Raw genomic sequence first — 18696 nt, forward strand, 5'->3', positions numbered from 1 at the left:
GGCGCCTCCCTGGGGTTCTCGGTCTGGGCGGTACGTCCTGGGCGTGACATCACGGTGCTCATCACGCGACCTCCGTCGTCACGGTGTCGCCCGCGATCGCACCGGTGATCAGGCCGACGACGTCGGCTCGCGTGGTGTCGGCGACGAGTCTCGAACCCACCGTCCGTCCGAGGCGCAGCACCGTCACACGGTCGGCGTGCTTGAACACGAAGTCGAGGTCGTGACTGACGCAGATCACGGCCTTGCCCGCGGCCCGGAGCCCATCGATGATCTCGCCGACGTGCGCGGTCTCCTGAACACCGAGAGCCGCGGTGGGCTCGTCGAGCAGGATGAGCGGCTTGTCCATTCGGACGGCACGCGCGATCGCGACCACCTGACGCTGGCCTCCGGAGAGCAGCCCGACCGGCGTACGGACGTCGCCGACCCGCACCTTGAGCTCGCGCAGCACCTGAGCGGCATCCCGCTCCATGCGCTTGCGGTCGAGCACCATGCCGAGCTTCCGCGGAAGGTTGCCGAGCGCCATGTTCTGCGCGATGTCCAGGCACTCGACGAGTGCGAGGTCCTGGTAGACCACGGACACTCCGCGCTCCTTCGTGTCCGCCGCCGAGCGGCGCAGGGCCATCCGCCGGCCCTGCATCATGATCTCCCCGTCGTCGGCCTCGTGGATGCCGGTGATGATCTTGATCGCGGTCGACTTCCCGGCACCGTTGTCGCCGACGACCGCGTGCACCTCCCCGGCATACGCATCGAGCGCCAGATCCTCGAGCGCCATGACGGACCCGAAGAACTTCGACACGCCCCTGAGACGCAGCACAGGAGTCTGTTCATCACCCATCAGACCCAGCCTTTCGCGATGTAGGCCTTCACCTCGTCCTTGTCGACCACTGCCACCTTGACAGGAACCGGGGCCGCCTTCTTGCCCTCTGCAACATCGAGGACGCCGTCGAGGATGTCCTTGCCGAGACCGCACACGTCCTGCATGACGGCCGACCGCGCGGTGCCGTTGGACAGAGCCTCGGCGCCTCCGTTGTCCTCGCCGATGACCACGATGAAGGTCTTGCCGACGCGATCCTTGGCCTTGATCGCCGCAGCCGCTCCCGGCGTGACGGTGCCCATGTGCGTGGCGATGTCCGTGATGTCGGGGTGCGCGGTCAGCAGGGCATTGACCTGTGGCAGGGCCTTGGCGGCGTCGTCGCCCGTGTAGACCTCACCGGCGATCTTGACGTTGTCGTACTTCTTGACGGCACCCTTCACGCCGTCCATCCACGCCTTGCCGAGGTCGGTGTTGGAGGCCGCCACGAGGCCCACGACGTGCTCGCCCGGCTTGTTGGCGATGCCACCGATGATCGCGTCACCGAGGGCCCCGAAGTCCGGACCGGCGTTGACGTCGGCGCCGCTCTCCGGCCCACCCGGGCCGTACAGCGTTCCGGTCACGATGCCCTTGGACTGAGCCTGCTTGAGGAGCGGCGTGAACGCCTCGCTCATCGGCATCGTGACGATGCCGTCGACCTTGTTCGCGATCGCCTGCTGCAGCTTCTGGATCATGGCGCTCGGATCGTCACCCGAGCCGCTCGGCCCGGACTCCTGCAGCTTCACCGACCGCTTGTCGGCCTCGTCCTTCATGCAGTCGCCCAGCGTGCGCCATGAAGGGTACTTCGGCAGCGGGTTGACGAACTGGACCGTGTCGGCCTTGCCGCCCGCGGCGTCGCTCGAGCCGTCGTCGCTGTCGGTCGAGCACGCCGCTGCTGCGGCGAGCAGAACCGCGGCTGGGACGACGGCGGCGACGGGGAACCGGGCCCGGATGGATGTGCGTGACATGGATGAATACCTCCTGATGTGGACCCCGGCGTCAGGCCGCGGCGTGTCCCCGATGGATGAGATCGTTGATGGTCTGCGTGAGCCGGGAGAAGGCGCGGTCGGCGGACGGGACCCGGGGCGCGAAGTCGATCCAGCCATGGACCAGTTCTGGGTCGACCTGCACCGTCACCTCTATGCCGGCCGCCTCGAGGCGGCGCCCGAACTTCTGCTCCGAGGAGCGCAGTGGGTCGTGTCCGGCGACTGCCAGGACCGTGGGTGGTAGCTCACCCAGCCACTTCGCGTGACCCGGAAGGACGTACGGCGAACGACGCGCCTGCACCGTTCCCAGATACATCCGCAGGTAGTAGGCGAGGTCGTCTCGGGTGATCCGCGGACCGTCCCGGTACGTCTGCATGCTCGGAGCATCCAGGTCGTCGTCGACGACCGGGTAGACGAGCACCTGGCCGTCGATGCGAGGTCCACCGTCGTCCCGCGCCGTCAGTGCGACGCACGCTGCCAGCGTCGCGCCCGCGCTGTCGCCGGCGACGAGGAAAGGGAGATCCGGCCGGAGCCGAGCGGCCCACGTCGTGGCGTCCCATGCGTCCTGGAGAGCAGCGGGGAACGGATGCTCCGGCATGAGCCTGTAGTCGACCGAGACCACGACGGATTGGGTGTCACGGCAGATCCGTCGTGCGACGAGATCGTGGGTGTCGAGGTCCCCGACCACCCAACCCCCGCCATGGAGGTACACCATGACGGCGGCGGGGCGGGCGGGCGTGTAGATCCGCGCCGGGATCGACCCGGCACCGCCCGGCACGTGCTCGTCCGTGACGCGGTCGACCGCGATCGGTGCGGCACCGTGGGTGAAGACGGAGACGGCGTCACGCATGGACTGACGCAGCTCGACGGTGCTCAGCTCGGCCACGGGGACGGGCGGGCCGAGCTCGGCCAGCAGCGCCGTGACGTCGCGATCGACAGACGTCTCGGCCACAGTGCCCGTCATGCTCGGCCCGCCGGTCATCAGATCAGCTCCAGCCCTTGTCGAGGTAGCCCTGAACCTCGTCCTGGGGGACCACGGCGACGTGGATCGGGATCGACGCCGCCGGCTTGCCCTCGGCGGTGTCGACGATCCCGTCGATCATGTCCTTGCCGAGGCCGCAGTTGTCCTGCAGGAGGATCAACCTGGACGTCCCACCCTGGATCGACTCCAGGCCACCGTTGTCGTGACCGCCGGCGACGAGGAACGTCTTTCCCACGAGCTTCTTCGCCTTGATCGCCGCGACGGCACCTGGCGTCACGGTGCCCATGTGGGTCGCGATGTCGGTGACGTCCGGATGCGCGGTCAGCAGGGCATTGACCTGCGGGAGTGCCTTGGCGGCGTCGTCGCCGGTGTAGACCTCACCGGCGACCTTCACGTTGTCCGTCTTCTTCACGGCGGCCTTGACGCCGTCGAGCCATGCCTTGCCCAGCCCGGTATCGGCTTGGGCGACCAGACCCAGGACGTGCTGGCCAGGAATCTTGGAGATCGCCGTGATGATCGTCTCCCCGATCGCCGTGAAGTCCGGTCCGGCGTTGACGTCCGCACCGCCGTCACTCCCACCGGTACCGAACAACGTGCCGGTCAGGATGCCCTTCGCCTGAGCCTGCTTGAGCACCGGCCCGAAGCCCTCGCTCGCCGGGAACGTGACAATGGCTCCCACCTTGTTGGAGATCGCCTGCTGCACCTGCTGGATCATGGTGCTGGCATCGAGCGCTGATCCGGTCGGTCCACTCTGCTTGAACGGGACGCCACGCTTGTCCGCCTGGTCGCTCATGCACTGTCCGATCGCCTTCCATGCCGGATAGTTCGGCAGCGGGTTGACGAATTGGATCGAGCTGAGCTCGCCGCCCTTGGCTTTGTCGCTTGAGCCGCCGTCGCTGTCGGTCGAGCAGCCAGAGGCCGCGACGGCCATAAGTGCGAGCGCCGGGATGACGCCGGCCATCCGCTTCCGGGTGTGACGCCGGCTGAGGGTGTGAATCATGGTTCCTCCTGGTGTGGGTCTCGGCGTCATGCCGAAGCGATGCCCCGATGGATCAGCTCGTGAATGCTCGTGGTCAGGCGCGCGAAGGCCCGGTCCGCCGCTGGGACGCGGGGCGCAAAGTCGAACCAGGCGTGCACGAGCTCGAGGTCGAGCTGGACGGTCACCGGCACGCCGGCCGCTTGCAGCCGCTCCGCGTACGCCTCCTCCGACGACCTCAGCCGGTCGTGCCCCGCGATCGCGATGACCGCGGGCGGCAGACCGGCCAGGGACTCGGCCCGGGCCGGCAACGCGTATGGCGATCCGGCCGCAGCCTCCGTTCCGGCGTACTGGTCGATGAAGAAGCGCAGATCCTCGCGGGAGTTCGGGACGTCGTCGCTGAGCTCCACCATGCTCGGTGCGTCGTAGTCGTCGTCGATGCCCGGATAGATCAGCACCTGCCCGTCGATCCGGGGGCCGCCCTCGTCACGAGACCGCAGAGCGGCGCACGTGGCGAGCGTGCCTCCGGCGCTGTCCCCGGCGACGAGGACCGGAAGGTTGGGGAACCGCTCGACCGCCCAGACGATCGCGTCGTACGTGTCGTCGATCGGCGCGGGGAAGGGGTTCTCCGGGATCATGCGATAGTCGACCGACACCACGACCGACCGAGTGTCGTGGCAGAGCCGGCGCATCGCGACGTCGGACATGTCGAGACTCCCGGTCATCCACGCGCCACCGTGCATGAAGACGATCAGTGCGGCAGGCGTCTCGGCGTTGTACACCCGGACCGGGATCTTGCCATCGCGGCCTGGGACCACCTCGTCGGTGACGCCGTGCACGGAGAGCGGTGTGACACCCTCGGTGAAGTACGCCATGGCTTCGCGCCCGGCTTGGCGATGCTGCTCGGGCGTGAGGTCGGCTGCGGCGACCTGCTCGGGCGGCGCGAGCTCCGACAGGAGCTCGACGACATCCGGATCGATCGGTACCTCGTTCATGCTGCTCCTCCAGGGCGGATCGCGATCTTGAGTCCCGCGCCGTCGCGGAACGTCTGCACGGCACCGCCGTACGCGGCGAGCGAGAAGTCGTGGGTCACCATGGGGGCGAGCTTCTCGTCGCCCCAGGTCTGAGCCAGCCGGTGCGCCCGGTCGAAGCTGTTGTGGACCGCCATGCTGCCGACCACCGTGATCTCGTTGCGGTACACGTCGAACGGTCGAAGCTTGACGATGGCGTCGGGCTCCGCGACGCCGAAGCACTGCAGCACACCGCCACGGCGAACCCGGCGGAGACCGTCCTCGATCGCCTCGACGACGCCGGAGCAGTCGATGACGGTCTCCCACCGTTCATCGGGATCGATCTCGGACGGCGAAGAGACGACTCGCAGGCCGAAGGACTCGGCGAGCGCGCGGCGGGACGCGTTGGGCTCGATGACGGTGGCCGGATCCGGGGCGAGATCGTTGGCCAGGAGACCCATCATCAGGCCCATCGTTCCGGCGCCGTAGATGAGGTAGCGGTCCTGCGCGTTTCTCGGCAGGACATCGAATCCGTGGATCGCACAGGCGAGAGGTTCGGTGAGGATGGCACCCACCTCCGAGACGCCCTCCGGGAGCTCGTACACCAGATCCGAGGGCACGCGGACCAGCTCGGCCGCACCGCCGTCGGTCGTCACGCCGAGGGCCTCGTAGCGCTCGCACAGGTTGGCACGTCCGCGTCGGCACTCGGCGCACGTGCGGCAGGGCATGTTCGGGTCGACCGTGACGAGCCGTCCGACGTGGTCACGGCTGACGTCACTGCCGGCGTCGACAACCTCTCCGTAGAACTCGTGCCCCGGCACGACCGGGTACCGGTCGTACGGCAGCTCGCCGTCGAGCAGGTGGATGTCGGTGCCGCAGATGCCGACCGCACGAACCGCCACGACCACGTCGCGGGGTCCGGGAACCGGATCAGCCACGTCCTGCACCGAGACGACCCCCGGTCGCTCGATCACCGCTGCCTGCATGAAGGCTCCTGTCCTGGCCGACGCCTGTCGGGTGCCTCACATCGTTGGCCAGGCCATACGGTCGAGCAAGACGTTGATGGCCGGATCTGGTGCCCGCTTCATGCCCGATCTCGTCGACGCTCCACGCTCGTTCCGGGAAGAATCGGCGCTCACGCTGCCCGTGCTGGCGCCGGCGGGCGCCCGCGGGCATGACCGATCGGCGGTCACACACGGACCACGGAGGGGCCGCAGGCGGCGAGGCGGTCGGCCTCAGACGGCGACAGCTTGCGGTCCGTGACGATCACGTCGAGGTCGGACACGTCGGCGAAGTGGCAGAAGCTGGACACCGCGAACTTGGAGCTGACCCCGGTGAAGACCCGGCGACGCGACACCTGGACCGCAGTCTTCTTGACCTCGGCGACGGCCGGATCCGGCGTCGTGAGCCCCCGCTCACGTGAGATCGCGTTCGCGCCGATGAACGCGACGTCGATCACGAAGTTGCTCAACATCTCCACCGCCCAGTGGTCCACCGTGCCAAGCGTGTTGCCCCGGACCCGCCCCCCCAGCAGGTAGACCGAGACGGTCTTGCGATCGGCGAGCATCGACGCGATCGGGAGCGACGCGGTGACGACCCGCATCCGGCGGTCCGGAAGACTGCGGGCGATGACCTGGGGCGTGAAGCCCTCGTCGATGAACAGCGTCTCGGCGTCCTCGAGGTGACGCACGGCCTCAGCGGCGATGTGACGCTTCTCCTCGACGTGAGACACCTCTCGCGTCCCGAGGTCGGACTCGTAGGCAGCCGTCTCGACCGGAAATGCCTGTCCGTAGGCACGGCGGACCAGCCCGTGGGCCTCGAGGACGCTCAGGTCCCGCCGGACTGTCTCGACCGACACCCCGAGCACCTCGACGAGGTCGGTGACGGCCACCGAACCCCTGGCACGCGCGATCTCCAAGACCTGCCGCTGCCGATCTCTCGGGCCCACAGGACGAGCCTAGACTTCCGGTCGCCCAGTCGGGACCATCTCGCGGGACCGCAGGTCACACATGGAGGAACGTCTCGCCCGGATCACTTAGGAGACGTCCGACCTCGGTCAGGACGCGCGAGCCGAGCTCACCGTCGACCAGGCGGTGGTCGAACGACATCGCCAGCTGGGTCACCTTGCGAATGATGATCTGGCCGTCGACGACCCACGGCATGTCGCGCACCGCACCGAAGGCGAGGATCGCCGCCTCCCCGGGGTTGAGGATCGGCGTTCCGGCGTCGACGCCGAGCGCGCCGATGTTGGTGATCGTGATCGTGCCTCGCGCCATCTCGGCCGGCGGGGTCGTCCCCGCCCGCGCCGACTGCACGAGCGCGTCGATCGCGTGGGCGAGACCGGCCAGGTCGAGCAGATGGCTGTCCTTGATGTTCGGCACCAGGAGACCGCGAGGCGTCGCGGTCGCGATCCCGAGGTTGACGAAGTGCGGAACGACGATCTCCTGCGCTTCGTCATCCCAGCGTGCGTTGATCTCCGGAAAGCGGCGGACGGCGAGCAGGAATGCCCGGGCGACGAACACCAGCGGCGTCAGACGGACGTCCCGCCAGGCCCGGTCGGCTCTGAGTCGATGAACGAGCTCCATCGTCCTGGTCACGTCGACGGTCAACCACTCCGTCACGTGAGGGGCGGTGAATGCGGACCGGGTCATCGCCGCTGCGGTGGCCTTCCGGACACCCTTGATCGGCGTCCGCGTCTCGCGAGCGTCCGCGACGGCACTCACGGGCGGCTCGCTCGTCAGAGCCGCGGCCGCCTCGACGTCCTGGCGAGACACGACGTCTCCGGACGACGGGGTCACGGTGTGCAGGTCGACGCCGAGACGCTTGGCGAGGAGCCGGACCGGAGGCTTGGTCCGGACCCTGGGGCCCGCGTCGGTGCGGTGGCCGATCACCGGGCCCGGCCCCGGCGGGTCCGACGGACGGGAGGCGCCGAGACGGACGCGGCGTGGCTCGGCCGCCGCCGGAGCCCGGCCGACGAGGACCAGCGGCTCTTCGTCCTCGGTCTCCACGTCGCCGGCTCCGGCTCCGTCGTCGATGGTCACCAGCGCGGACCCGACGTCGACGGTCGTCCCTTCGTCGACGTGCACCGTCGCGATGGTCCCGGCCGCGGGTGACGGGAGCTCGACCACGGATTTGGCGGTCTCGATCTCGACGAGGACGTCGTTGACCTCGACCACGTCGCCGACGACGACGTGCCACGCGACGACCTCGGCCTCGGTCAGTCCTTCGCCGACATCAGGCAGGGCGAACTCGATCATGCTCCGCTCCTCAGAAGCTCAGGCTGCGGTCGATGGCCGCGAGCACGCGGTCGACGTCCGGGAGGAACGCGTCCTCGACGGCGGCGGGTGGATACGGAAGGGAGTAGGCGCCGACGCGCAGCACGGGGGCCTCCAGGTCGTAGAAGCAGTGCTCGGTCACGGCAGCCGCGATCTCCGCGCCGATGCCGGCGAAGGTCGAGGCCTCGTGCACCACGACCACGCGGCCTGCAGCGGCTGCCGCCGAGCGCAGGGTCCGGAGGTCCAAGGGTGCGATGGAGCGCAGGTCGACGACGCCGACGGAGAACCCGTCGAGCGCGGCGGCGTCCGCCGCCGCGAGAGCCGTCTTGACCGTCGGGCCGTGTGCCACCACGGTGCAGTCCGAGCCGGGCCGAAGGACCGCTGCCTCGTGGAGGCCCCGGGACGGGGCATCCGTCAGCTCGCCCTTGTCCCAGTAGCGGCGCTTCGGCTCGTAGAAGATCACCGGGTCGTCGGAGGCGATCGCCTGTTGGATCATGTGGAACGCGTCGTCCGGGGTCGAGCACGACACCACGCGAAGTCCGGCCGTGTGGGCGAAGTAGGCCTCGTTGGACTCGCTGTGGTGCTCCACCGCGCCGATTCCTCCCCCGACCGGGATGCGTACCACGACCGGCAGGGCAAGTCGCCCACCGGAACGGGCGCGCATCTTGGCAAGCTGGCTGACGATCTGGTCGAACGCCGGGTACACGAAACCGTCGAACTGGATCTCGCAGACCGGTCGATACCCGCGCAGGGCCAGGCCGATCGCCGTGCCGACGATGCCGGACTCGGCCAACGGGGTGTCGACCACCCGGCCTTCGGCGAAGTCCTTGTGCAGCCCGTCGGTCACCCGGAAGACGCCGCCCAGGACTCCGACGTCCTCACCCATCACGACGACCCGGCTGTCGTCCTCCATCGCCTTGCGCAGCCCTGCGTTGATCGCAGCGCCCAACGTCACCGTCGACATCTCACGCCTCCGATCCGAGAGCGGACAGATGGGCCAGATAGGCCTCCCGCTCCTCCACGAGCGGTTGGTGATCGTCCGCGTAGACCCGGTCGAAGAGGTCCTCCAGCGGGCTCGACTCCAGATCTCGGCAGGCCTCGCGGACGCTGACCGCGAACGTGTCGGCCTCCGCGGCGAGCGCGTCGAAGTAGTCCGCGCCGACTCCGTTCTCACGCAGGAACGACTCGATCCGGGTCAACGGGTCACGAGCGGTCCAGGCGGCGAGCTCGTCCTCGGAGCGGTATCGCGTCGGGTCGTCGGAGCTGCTGTGCCCACCGAACCGGTACGTCTGCGCCTCGATCAGGGCCGGTCCGCCGCCGTCGCGAATCCGCTGCGCAGCGTGGGACGTCACGGCGTGGACCGCCATGACGTCGTTGCCGTCCACGTGGTAGGCGTCGAGCCCGAACCCGGCCGCCCGGACGTGGAGCGGAGTGCTCATCTGCTTCTCCGTCGGCGTCGAGATGGCCCACTGGTTGTTCTGGCAGAAGAAGAGGACCGGCAAGGATCCCGTCGCCGCCCAGTTGAAGGCCTCGTTGACGTCGCCCTGACTGGCGGCTCCGTCGCCGAAGTAGGTGGCGACGACCTCGTCCGTCCCCTCCATGGCAGCCCCTGCCGCGAATCCGGTCGCGTGGAGGGTCTGGGTGCCCAGCACGAGCGAGTAGATGTGGAACCGCGCGGGAGCGGGGTCCCAGCCGGAGTGAGCCGCGCCCTTCCACTGACGCATCAGGTCCGCCGGCGCGACGCCTCGACAGAGCGCCGCCGCGTGCTCGCGGTAGCTGGGAAAGACCATGTCCGTCGGCCGCAACGCGGTGACGGAACCGACCTGAGCGGCCTCCTGTCCCCAGCTCATCAGCCACAGGCTCAGCTCACCCTGGCGCTGCAGTGCCAGAGCCTCCTGGTCCATGCGTCGGGCCAGAACCATGTGCCGGTAGAGCTCCAGGGCGAGCTCCAATGACACGCCGAGCTTCGTCCCAACCTCGGTGACCTGGCCGTCGGGAGCGATCAGCTGAACCATCTCCTGCTCGTCGACACGTGCCCGATGGTCGTCGATGAGGTCGGTCAGTGCCGATGCGTGAGCCATGGTCCTCTACCGCCGTCCGGAGCCGTGGGGCTGATGGGCGACCCGGGCTTCGCTTGGGGTCCTGGCGTCCAGAGCCGAGAACAAGGCGGCGTCGACGACGTCGACCAGGCCTTCGATCGACCTCAGGACGGTCTCGGCCTGGATGCGGCTGCTCGAGAAGGTCGCACTGAACACGCGGCGACCGTGGGCCGGCCGCGACAGCTCGGCCTCGACGACGTCTGCGCCACGCCGGTTGAGGATCGCTGCCATCTGGAGCAGGTCCGCTCGCGACCCGTCCGCCGCCATGGCGACGGTGACGACGAAGAGGGACTTCGGCGTGAGTTCTGTCATGTCGTACCGCTTTCTGTGAGTTCTGGACGCCGTGGTGTGGCGTCGTCCTCGCCGTCGCCCATGGATCGCACGGGCGGGAGGCGCTGCGGATCGGTCAGCCCGTCTTTCCTCCCGCTTGATCGACTCGTGGCGGTCGTGCGACGGACGCCACGAGCTCCACCTCGACCGATGCGTCCAGCGGGAGGACGGCAACCCCGACCGCGCTGCGGGCATGGACCCCACCGGCTCCGAAGGCGGCCTGGAGCAGCTCGCTCGCCCCGTTCGCCACGACGGCCTGGTCGGTGAAGTGCGGTGCGCTCGCGACGAAGACCACGACCTTCACGATCTGGTCGACCAGGTCGAGGTCCCCCACTTCGTTCCTCACAGCCGCGATCGCGTTCAGAGCACACTGCTGCGCGCAGACCCGTGCTGTGTCGAGGTCGACCTCGAGTCCGACCTTGCCCGCGGCCACGAGCGCCCCTTCCCGGAGCGGGATCTGGCCGGCCGTCCAGACGAGTCGACCCGAGCCCACGGCGGGTCGGTAGGCGGCGAGGGGTGGCGTCACGTCCGGCACCGCCAACCCAAGCCGGTCCAGCCGACGTTCGACTTCCGAGCTCATCACGAGACCATCGATCCTGCGCGCCGGAACCGGGCCGGCGTGATGCGCTCGTGCCGCAAGCCACGCTCGAGCAGGTCGGCCGGTGCATCGGCCTCGAGCACGGCCGCAGCTGCCCACCGCGCGAGTGCCGGGGCGGTCTGCACCCCGTAGCCCGCCTGACCGGCCAGCCAGAAGAAGCCGTCGGCCTCCGGCTCGTGACCGACGACGAGGTTCTCGTCAGGACTGAACGTCCGCAGCCCCGCCCACGAGGTGCGCACCGATCGCGCCGGGATGGTCGTCATCTCGCGGATCTCGTCGAGCGAGCGCGCGATCTCCAGCGCATCGGCACGGGCGTCGGTCGGTTCCGACGGGGTCCGGTCGGCGGGCGAGCACAGCATCTGGTCGCCTTCAGGCTTGACGTAGAAGGTCTCGTCGACGTCGTACAGCATCGGCAGACCGGCGAGTGACAGTCCGTCCGGGCCGGCCGTGGTGAACGCGGTGCGCCGTCGCGGCGTGAGACCCAGCGGCGCGAGGCCCGCCGCGACGGCGACGACGTCCGCCCACGCTCCGGCGGCGTTGACGACCACGGACGCACCCACCCGACCTCCGTCGGCCAAGTGGATGTCCCAGCCCGTGTCTCGCCGGCTGAGCCGACTGACGTGGGCCGCACGTCTGACGTCGCCCCCGCGGTGCCGGAAGCCACGGACGTAGCCCTGGTGAAGGGCGTCGACGTCCATCTCCATCGACGCGGGCTCGTGCAAAGCCGCCTCGACCGCGCCTTCGCGCAGCAGCGGACACAACCGTCGCGCCTCGCGCTCGTCGACCAATGCCACGTCGCCGACAACTCCGTCGACCTCGCGGTGGAGCTGGTCGAGGACCGCCCCTCGTCCGACCCGGGCGACCTGCAGCAGGGCACGGGGGCGGAGCAGGTCGGACTCGAACTCCTCCGGTGGCGCCTCGAGGAACGCGCGGCTGCCCATCGTCAATGCCCGGACGTCCGCGCCGCCGTAGGTCTCGAGGAACATCGCCGCGGATCGCCCGGTCGCGTGATGGCCGAGCGTGTCCTCCATGTCGAGCAGCAGGACGCTGGTCTCCGGTGCCAGCTCGTAGGCCACCGAGACTCCGGCGATGCCCCCGCCGATCACGACGACGTCCCAGCGATCGCCGTTCACAATCCCGCCCGAACGGGTCGGCCGGGGAGGACGTCCACCTGCAGCTGCGCGTCGCGGACGATCTCCTCGCCGTTAACGATGACGTGCGCGAATCCTGCGGACGGTCGGACCGGATCCTGATAGGTCGCGGTGTCAGTGACAGTCTCCGGATCGAAGACGACGACGTCCGCGTAGCACCCTTCCTGGATCCTGCCCCGCTGCCGCATCGACGGCACCGCCGACTCGAGGATCTGCGCCGGGTAGAGACTGCACTTGGCCAACGCCTCCGCGAGCGGCAACGTTCCGGTCTCGCGGACGCCGACCCGCAGCGTCTTCGCGAAGGTCCCGGCGCCGCGCGGATGCATCCGGGCGGACTGCGGCGGGGGCCACTGGAACGCGTCGAGGACCTGGTCGGCGTCGAGAATGAGCGGAACTGCGTCCGATGCGACTGCAGCGCCCGGCAGTCCGACAATCTGGACCAGGCGCTCGGGATCGTACGCCTCGTCGAACGCCTTGATGAACGCCAGCCCCGACGGGTCGGCGTCACGGATCTCCAGAAGCCTCTCCCGCGAGGCGACCGTCTCGCCGGTACGGGCGTAGATGACGTCCTCCGGCGTGCCGGTGGCGCCCAGCACGTGCAGGCGGTCCGGGTGGAAGTAGTCCGACCCGATTCCGGTCATCCCGGCTCCGTAGGGGTACACCTCCGTGGTGACCGTGGCCCCTTCGGCGCGCACGCCGTCCACCAGGCGGTGCACGCGGTCCAAGTACCGCGTCGACGTGGAGTTGATGTGGCAGAAGTGGAGGTGAGCGCCCGTCTCGCCGGCGACCTTCGTGAGCTCCTCGGCGCCGTCGATGACGACGTCGGGGTCCTGTTCCACCAACGGGCGCGCGTGGGTGAAGGCCGGCACACCCATGCTCTCGGCGAGGCGCGCGACGGCGACGTATTCCGACGGTTCGGTGGCAGGGGCGTAGCCCAGCAGGACGCCGATCCCGACGGCGCCGTCGGTGAGCTCGTGACCGAGCAGGTCGAGCATCGCGGACGTCTCGCCCGGCAACGCCGGAGCCCGCCAGTCGTCCGAACCGAGCCCGTGCTGAAATCCCAGCGCGCCCCCTGTCAGCTGCGCACCCGCCACCACGTGTCGTCGGATCGATGCCCAGGAGACCGAGAACCCGTAGTTGATCGGTCTGCCCTCACGGGCTGCCCTCTCGTACGCGACTCCCACCGGCGCCACGCCGGCCTCAAGCTCGAGCGCTGTCGTGACACCGTCCAGCACCTGCAGACGACCTTCCAGGATCGCCTGGCTGTGACTGTGCAGGTCGATGAACCCCGGCGCCACCACTTGGCCTCGAGCGTCGATCTGGCGACGTCCACGCAGGACGGCCTCGGTCACCACCGCGATGCGGTCGCCGTCGATCCCGACGTTCCGGACGGCGTCGAGACCAGTCTCCGGATCGATGACGCGCCCGCCACTGATTACCGCGTCGTAGACGGTCTCGTCCACGCTCGCGGACAGGTGCTGAGGTGCGGCCATGACAAGGGTGCGCTTCCTGGAGAGTGCTGACCCCGACACCGTAGGGCCCCGGTGACGCGCATTTTTCGTCCGAACCAACAAATTGCAGCCCGGCACTTCGTTCCATCGACCACAATCGAGCGCGCTAGATTCGCATCACGAGACGACCCACCGAGCGGACACCCCATGACTGACGACGGTTCACGAACGACGCTGGTCCGCGTCCTCCAGGAGCTGAGCGAGACGCTGCTGACCGTCATCCACGGGCTTCCCTCACCCTCGGCAGAGCTCGGAGGCGTCGCCTTCCATGACCCCGTCGACGAGGCGTACCTTCCGCGGAACGCCTTGGTTCTAGGGATCGGGCTCACGCAGGACGCGGAGATCGCCGAGTTGCTGGCGCGTCTGAAGGACCGAGGTGCGATCGGCCTGGTCGTCCGCGGTCCTCGACTGCTGACGGACGAGATCACCCGGGCCGTCGACACGTCCGGGATCCCGCTCATCGCCTTGGCGTCCGGAGCGTCCTGGGCGCAGCTGGCGGCGATGATCCGGTCCTTGTCGGTGGAGGACCTGGTCGGAGGTGAGGACGCCGAGAGTCTCGGCGGCCTGCCATCGGGCGACCTGTTCGCGCTCGCCAACGCAGTCATGGCGGTGATCGACGCGCCCGTCACGATCCTGGACCGCAGCTCACGAGTGATCGCCTTCTCGGGCCGCCAGGACGAGGGGGACGCGTCGCGGATCGAGACCATCCTGGGACGCCAGGCGCCGGAACGGTTCACGGCGGCGTTCGTCGAGCGCGGCGTGTTCAACGCGCTCTACCGCAGCGACAGCCCGGTGTGGATCGAACCGGGTCCCCCCGGGACAGACCTCCCCCGCGTCGCGGTCGCCGTACGGGCGGGCGACGAGGTGCTGGGGTCGATCTGGGCGGTCGTGCGCGAACCGCTCTCCGAGCAGCGGACCCAGGCGCTGATCGACGCGACCAAGCTCGTGGCCCTGCACATGATGCGACTGCGCGGCGGAGCGCTCGGCGCACAACGCCTCCGCGCTGACCTGGCCAGCACGGCGCTCAGCGGCGGGCCCGGGGCCCAGGAGGCTCTGCGACGCCTCGGGCTCGCCGGAGAAGCGGTCCTCGTGCTCGCGATGGGACTGCTCGCCGCCGAGCCGAGCTCGGTCGAGGCTCACGCCCGTAGCCAGGCCGAGCGACAACGGCTCAGCACGGGGCTCGCCGTGCACCTGGCGGCGGTGCACCCCCGGTGTGCGACGACGCTCGTCGGGGAGGTCTGCTACGCGCTCATGCCCGCCGGCCAGGAGTCCGACGCCGACGCCCAGAGCCGCGCCGCTCGCATCGCAGGTGAGTTCTTGTCACGCGTGACGGATGGCGAGAACGCCCTCATCGGGATCGGACGCGTGTCGTCCGACCTCACGCGGCTGGCCGACGGGCGTTCGAGCGCCGACCGGGTGCTGCGCGTGCTGCTCGAGCACGGGGGCCGGCATCGCCGGGTGGCACGGTTCGAGGACGTCCACGTCGAGACGCTGCTCCTCGAGCTCCGCGACCTTGCGGCGGCCCGCGGGGACCGGCCGACCGGCCCCGTGGCGCGGCTGATCGAGTACGACCGCCGCAAGGACTCACAGCTCCTGGAGACCCTCGAGGCCTGGCTCGACGCCTTCGGAGACGTTGCCACCGCGTCAGCTGCGTTGTTCGTGCACCCGAACACCTTCAGGTACCGCCTGCGTCGAGCCGTCGAGGTCAGCGGACTCGACCTGGACGACTCCGAGGCCAGGCTGGCGGCCATGCTCCAGCTTCGCATCGTGCACGCCCTGCCCGGTCGCCCTTCCTCGACCGACTAGAAGAAGGTGAAGATGCCGTCGACGACGTCGTACGACTCGTCGACGACGGGGATGTATTGCCACTTGTCGAAGGCGCCGCACGGGTGGCTGATCCCGGAGACCACCACGTCACCGACGGCGAGCGGGTCGTCGGCCGGGATCCTCACAAAGGCGTGCTGGTCGTTCAGACCCGTGACGTTGAAGGAGCCTGAGAGGTCCCGCGTGCCGGCGGTGCCCTGCGGGACCACTCGCACAGGCGACGGCAGGCCGTAGTCATAGGGAGCGTCGCGCTTGCCGAACCCCACGATGGCCAGGCCGGGCTCGGGCCGCGACAGGACGGTGGCCCACAGCTCGAAGGCGGGCTCGAGCCGAGGCGTCGAGGCCTCGGCGCGTGCCCCGAGCGGTGAGGTCAGCTCGAACATCTCGACGTCGTGAGTGATGTAGCACCCGCTTCGCACCACCGTGCGGACTGCCCGGTCGAACGCCTGCGGGCCGAGGACATCGGCGACCAGGTCGAAGTAGGAGCTCCCGCCCGCGCTGACGATGATCTCCTCGCCCGCAGGAAGGAGCCGCTGCGCATCCAGCTCGTCGACGAGGCTGTGGATCCTTCCCAGGTAGGCCGTGCTCTTCTCCAGCACGGTGGACAGGTCGGGTCCAGGGATGAGGCCCTCGAACCCAGCCACCCCGCATAACGACAGGTGGGCCGAGTCGTTCACGCGGACCGCCAGCTCGAGTGCCTCGTCGATGCTTCGGCAGCCGCATCGGCCGCCGTCGTAGCCGAGCTCGATCAGGACGTTCACCGGGCGGCCGACTGGAGCCTCGCCGAGGATCGCGTCGGCGAGGTCCACGCCGTCGATGCTGTCCACGAAGAAGTAGATCTCCACGTCGGGATCGGTGCGCATCTCCTCCGCGAGCCATTGGAGTCCGAGCGGGTCGACGAGTTCGTTGGCCAGGAGGACACGGCTGACCCCGAAGGCTCGATACGTCCGGCACTGGCGCACCGTGGCGGCGGTGATCGCCCAGGCTCCCGCGTCGAGCTGACGCGCGAAGAGCTGCGGCGCCATGCTCGTCTTGCCGTGCGGAGCGAGGGACACCGAGTGCTGGCGGCAGAACTCCGCCATCAACGCGATGTTCGACGCCATCGGGGCTTCCTTGATGATCATGGCCGGCAGGTCGAGATCACCAGCGAGGACGTTCCAACCTCGGGCTGCGACGTCCCGGGCAGCCACCGTGTCACCGTCGGCCAGCGGCAGCCCCTTCACCGTCGCGTCGAGCTCGCGACGACCCAACGACTCGAGCCGATCCCTGTCGATCATGTTCGCGTGCCCTCTCGCTGTTCGGCCGGTTCCCCGCCGTCGGAGAAGGCCAAGCCTAGGTAGGTCTCCTCGACCACGCGCAGCAGCTCAGGGGACGCCGGTGCCGACCGGACGATCTGACCGTTCTCCATCACGACGACGTGATCGGAGACCGCCATCGCCAGGCCCGGGTCCTGCTCGACGAGGACCAGCGCGCCCCCGCTGCGCGCCGCGAGGTCGCGCAGGACGAGCTGGATGTCCTGCACGGCGATCGGGGAGAGCCCCAACGTCGCCTCGTCGATCAGCACGAGCCTCGCGTTCCTGGCCAGGGCGGCCGCGACCGCCAGCTGCTGGCGCTCGCCGCCGCTGAGGTTGCCGGCGCGGCGGTCCCTCTTCTGGGACAGCGACGGGAACCGTTCCCACAGGGTGTCGATGCTCGCGGACTCGCCGCGGTGCGCCGACCGGCCGGCGCGCAGTGCCTCGCGCAGATGTTCCTCGACCGTCAAGTCATGGAAGACCTTGTCCTCTGCCGGGATGAGGCTGATGCCCAGTCGAGCTCGCTCGCGGCTGGAGAGCTTCGTGACGTCGACGGGAGGACGGTCCGGGCCGGACCAGACGACTCGTCCTGCGCTGACCCGGCCACCCGAGCCGGGAGGGAACCCGCCAATGGCGAACAGGAGGCTGGACTTCCCTGCGCCGTTCCGGCCGACGATGCCGACCGACTCGCCCAGCTCCAAGGAGATCGTCGCGCCCAGGACCGCGGTCTCGCCGGCGGCGTACGAGACGTGGACGTCGTCGATCACGAGACCACGCGTGTCGTGTCCGGGCTCGCGCCGCGTCGCTTTGGCCGGGGCCCGGCGTCGGAGGTCCATCATGGACCGACGCATCCGGCGGGGTACGTCGAGGATGACCAGGGTCGATAGCAGGGCGAAAATGATGCCTTCGATCGGCAGCAGGTTCTGGCTGAGCCACGAGCTGCTGGCCGAGCCACCGACGTAGGAGTCGAGGAACGGTGGGATCGCGACCACGATCGCCGAACCGACGAGGGCGCCGCCCAAGGAGGTCGAGCCACCGATGACGACCATCACGATGAAGTTGACGCTCAGCAGCAAGGTCGCGCTGGAGTAGGACACCGTTCCGACGAAGTACCCCACGAGCCCACCGGCCAGGAACTGAAGGCCGGTCGAGATCGCGAACGCGGCCACGACGTACCTCGAGCGGGACACCCCCGCGACCCGCGCGGCGTCCTCGTTGTCCCGGATGGCGCTCCACGCTCGACCGACGCGGGACCGTTTGAGGTAGCTCAGGTACATGTACGTCAGGAGGGCCGCGACCGCGGCGGTCCACAGCCACTTCGTCGGGGTGTCGATCGTGAGGCCGAGCACGCTCGGCGAGGCCAGGTAGTAGCCCTCGTAGGCGCCCTGCTTCGCCTGCAGGATGTTGCCGCCTTCGCTGATGATGTAGAACATCGCGAGCGTGCTCAGCAGCAGGTAGACGCCGGACAGGTTTCGGGTGGGGACCGAGGCGATGGCACCGACGAGGAGTCCGGCGCAGGTGACGAGGACGAGGACGAGGAGGAACGGCAGGCTCAGCACGTTCTGCAGGTATACGGCGCAATAGCCGCCCGCCAGGAGCGACGACGCCGTCAGCACGGACGGCCGGCCCACCCAGCCCATCAGCAGGGTCAGGCTCATCGCGGCGATGCCGTAGAGGATCGCCGTGACGGCGATCGACTGCTGATAGCCGTCGGCGACGGCGCTCACGACCAGTGCCCCGACGAGGGCGACAGCGGGAGGCGCGGCCCACACGATCCCCCGGCTCGAGCGAGCTCGTCTCCAGAGAAGACGC

General features: G+C 69.3%; 17 protein-coding genes. 1 reads left to right on the plus strand and 16 read right to left on the minus strand.

Going from position 1 to position 18696, the window contains the following annotated elements; all coding sequences use genetic code 11:
• Positions 1-61 precede the first annotated feature (61 nt).
• The 14 genes from FHP06_RS09915 to FHP06_RS09980 all read right to left on the minus strand — a co-directional run bounded on the left by FHP06_RS09915 (position 62) and on the right by FHP06_RS09980 (position 13846).
• Positions 62-835, minus strand: a complete 774-nt coding sequence (locus FHP06_RS09915; RefSeq protein ID WP_147686295.1) for an ATP-binding cassette domain-containing protein — start codon at positions 833-835, stop codon at positions 62-64.
• Positions 835-1818, minus strand: coding sequence for a sugar ABC transporter substrate-binding protein (locus tag FHP06_RS09920; protein WP_187271881.1), 984 nt, complete (start codon positions 1816-1818; stop codon positions 835-837). The genes FHP06_RS09915 and FHP06_RS09920 overlap by 1 nt, the downstream gene beginning before the upstream one ends.
• A gap of 31 nt (positions 1819-1849) precedes the next feature.
• Positions 1850-2788, minus strand: a complete 939-nt coding sequence (locus tag FHP06_RS09925) for an alpha/beta hydrolase (RefSeq protein ID WP_187271882.1) — start codon at positions 2786-2788, stop codon at positions 1850-1852.
• A 34-nt stretch (positions 2789-2822) separates the two neighbouring features.
• Positions 2823-3818 (minus strand): sugar ABC transporter substrate-binding protein, encoded by a 996-nt coding sequence (locus FHP06_RS09930; protein WP_187271883.1) that lies wholly within the window; start codon positions 3816-3818, stop codon positions 2823-2825.
• A gap of 26 nt (positions 3819-3844) precedes the next feature.
• Positions 3845-4789 (minus strand): alpha/beta hydrolase, encoded by a 945-nt coding sequence (locus FHP06_RS09935; protein WP_147686303.1) that lies wholly within the window; start codon positions 4787-4789, stop codon positions 3845-3847.
• A complete protein-coding gene (locus FHP06_RS09940) occupies positions 4786-5790 on the minus strand; it encodes an alcohol dehydrogenase catalytic domain-containing protein (protein ID WP_147686305.1) in 1005 nt (334 codons plus the stop codon). The genes FHP06_RS09935 and FHP06_RS09940 overlap by 4 nt, the downstream gene beginning before the upstream one ends.
• A 203-nt stretch (positions 5791-5993) precedes the next feature.
• Positions 5994-6752, minus strand: a complete 759-nt coding sequence (locus FHP06_RS09945) for a DeoR/GlpR family DNA-binding transcription regulator (protein ID WP_147686307.1) — start codon at positions 6750-6752, stop codon at positions 5994-5996.
• Between the two features lie 55 nt (positions 6753-6807).
• The gene (locus tag FHP06_RS09950) at positions 6808-8061 is read right to left on the minus strand and encodes a dihydrolipoamide acetyltransferase family protein (protein ID WP_147686309.1); all 1254 of its coding nucleotides are present in this window, start codon (positions 8059-8061) and stop codon (positions 6808-6810) included.
• 10 nt (positions 8062-8071) lie between these two features.
• Entirely contained in the window at positions 8072-9043 is a 972-nt protein-coding gene (locus tag FHP06_RS09955; protein WP_147686311.1) for an alpha-ketoacid dehydrogenase subunit beta, read from the minus strand.
• Position 9044: 1 nt separating this feature from the next.
• Positions 9045-10094, minus strand: a complete 1050-nt coding sequence (locus tag FHP06_RS09960; RefSeq protein ID WP_187271884.1) for a thiamine pyrophosphate-dependent dehydrogenase E1 component subunit alpha — start codon at positions 10092-10094, stop codon at positions 9045-9047.
• Between the two features lie 72 nt (positions 10095-10166).
• Positions 10167-10490: a hypothetical protein gene (locus FHP06_RS09965; protein WP_147686314.1), complete on the minus strand. Its 324-nt coding sequence runs from the start codon at positions 10488-10490 to the stop codon at positions 10167-10169.
• 94 nt (positions 10491-10584) lie between these two features.
• Entirely contained in the window at positions 10585-11088 is a 504-nt protein-coding gene (locus FHP06_RS09970) for a RidA family protein (RefSeq protein WP_147686316.1), read from the minus strand.
• The gene (locus FHP06_RS09975; RefSeq protein ID WP_147686317.1) at positions 11088-12239 is read right to left on the minus strand and encodes an NAD(P)/FAD-dependent oxidoreductase; all 1152 of its coding nucleotides are present in this window, start codon (positions 12237-12239) and stop codon (positions 11088-11090) included. The genes FHP06_RS09970 and FHP06_RS09975 overlap by 1 nt, the downstream gene beginning before the upstream one ends.
• A complete protein-coding gene (locus FHP06_RS09980) occupies positions 12236-13846 on the minus strand; it encodes an amidohydrolase family protein (protein WP_222706444.1) in 1611 nt (536 codons plus the stop codon). The genes FHP06_RS09975 and FHP06_RS09980 overlap by 4 nt, the downstream gene beginning before the upstream one ends.
• 69 nt (positions 13847-13915) lie before the next feature.
• On the opposite strand from FHP06_RS09980, the gene FHP06_RS09985 reads away from it, so the two are divergent.
• On the plus strand, positions 13916-15574 hold the full coding sequence (locus FHP06_RS09985) for a helix-turn-helix domain-containing protein (protein WP_147686319.1): 1659 nt from the start codon (positions 13916-13918) through the stop codon (positions 15572-15574).
• Here FHP06_RS09985 and FHP06_RS09990 read toward each other — a convergent pair.
• Both FHP06_RS09990 and FHP06_RS09995 read right to left on the minus strand, forming a co-directional pair.
• The gene (locus FHP06_RS09990; protein WP_147686321.1) at positions 15571-16869 is read right to left on the minus strand and encodes an amino acid deaminase; all 1299 of its coding nucleotides are present in this window, start codon (positions 16867-16869) and stop codon (positions 15571-15573) included. The two genes, FHP06_RS09985 and FHP06_RS09990, sit on opposite strands and share 4 nt — an antisense overlap.
• Positions 16866-18611 (minus strand): ABC transporter permease subunit, encoded by a 1746-nt coding sequence (locus tag FHP06_RS09995; protein WP_187271885.1) that lies wholly within the window; start codon positions 18609-18611, stop codon positions 16866-16868. Before FHP06_RS09995 ends, FHP06_RS09990 begins: the two co-directional genes overlap by 4 nt.
• Positions 18612-18696 lie beyond the last annotated feature (85 nt).

The sequence above is a fragment of the Aeromicrobium terrae genome (assembly GCF_008039565.1).
Classification (GTDB): domain Bacteria; phylum Actinomycetota; class Actinomycetes; order Propionibacteriales; family Nocardioidaceae; genus Aeromicrobium; species Aeromicrobium terrae.

Coding starts and splice junctions, on each gene's coding strand:
- FHP06_RS09935 (WP_147686303.1), bottom strand. CDS start 4,789: ATGAACGAGGTACCGATCGATCCGGATGTCGTCGAGCTCCTGTCGGAG.
- FHP06_RS09985 (WP_147686319.1), top strand. CDS start 13,916: ATGACTGACGACGGTTCACGAACGACGCTGGTCCGCGTCCTCCAGGAG.
- FHP06_RS09915 (WP_147686295.1), bottom strand. CDS start 835: ATGGGTGATGAACAGACTCCTGTGCTGCGTCTCAGGGGCGTGTCGAAG.
- FHP06_RS09965 (WP_147686314.1), bottom strand. CDS start 10,490: ATGACAGAACTCACGCCGAAGTCCCTCTTCGTCGTCACCGTCGCCATG.
- FHP06_RS09990 (WP_147686321.1), bottom strand. CDS start 16,869: ATGATCGACAGGGATCGGCTCGAGTCGTTGGGTCGTCGCGAGCTCGAC.
- FHP06_RS09955 (WP_147686311.1), bottom strand. CDS start 9,043: ATGTCGACGGTGACGTTGGGCGCTGCGATCAACGCAGGGCTGCGCAAG.
- FHP06_RS09930 (WP_187271883.1), bottom strand. CDS start 3,818: ATGATTCACACCCTCAGCCGGCGTCACACCCGGAAGCGGATGGCCGGC.
- FHP06_RS09960 (WP_187271884.1), bottom strand. CDS start 10,094: ATGGTTCAGCTGATCGCTCCCGACGGCCAGGTCACCGAGGTTGGGACG.
- FHP06_RS09970 (WP_147686316.1), bottom strand. CDS start 11,088: ATGAGCTCGGAAGTCGAACGTCGGCTGGACCGGCTTGGGTTGGCGGTG.
- FHP06_RS09940 (WP_147686305.1), bottom strand. CDS start 5,790: ATGCAGGCAGCGGTGATCGAGCGACCGGGGGTCGTCTCGGTGCAGGAC.
- FHP06_RS09920 (WP_187271881.1), bottom strand. CDS start 1,818: ATGTCACGCACATCCATCCGGGCCCGGTTCCCCGTCGCCGCCGTCGTC.
- FHP06_RS09950 (WP_147686309.1), bottom strand. CDS start 8,061: ATGATCGAGTTCGCCCTGCCTGATGTCGGCGAAGGACTGACCGAGGCC.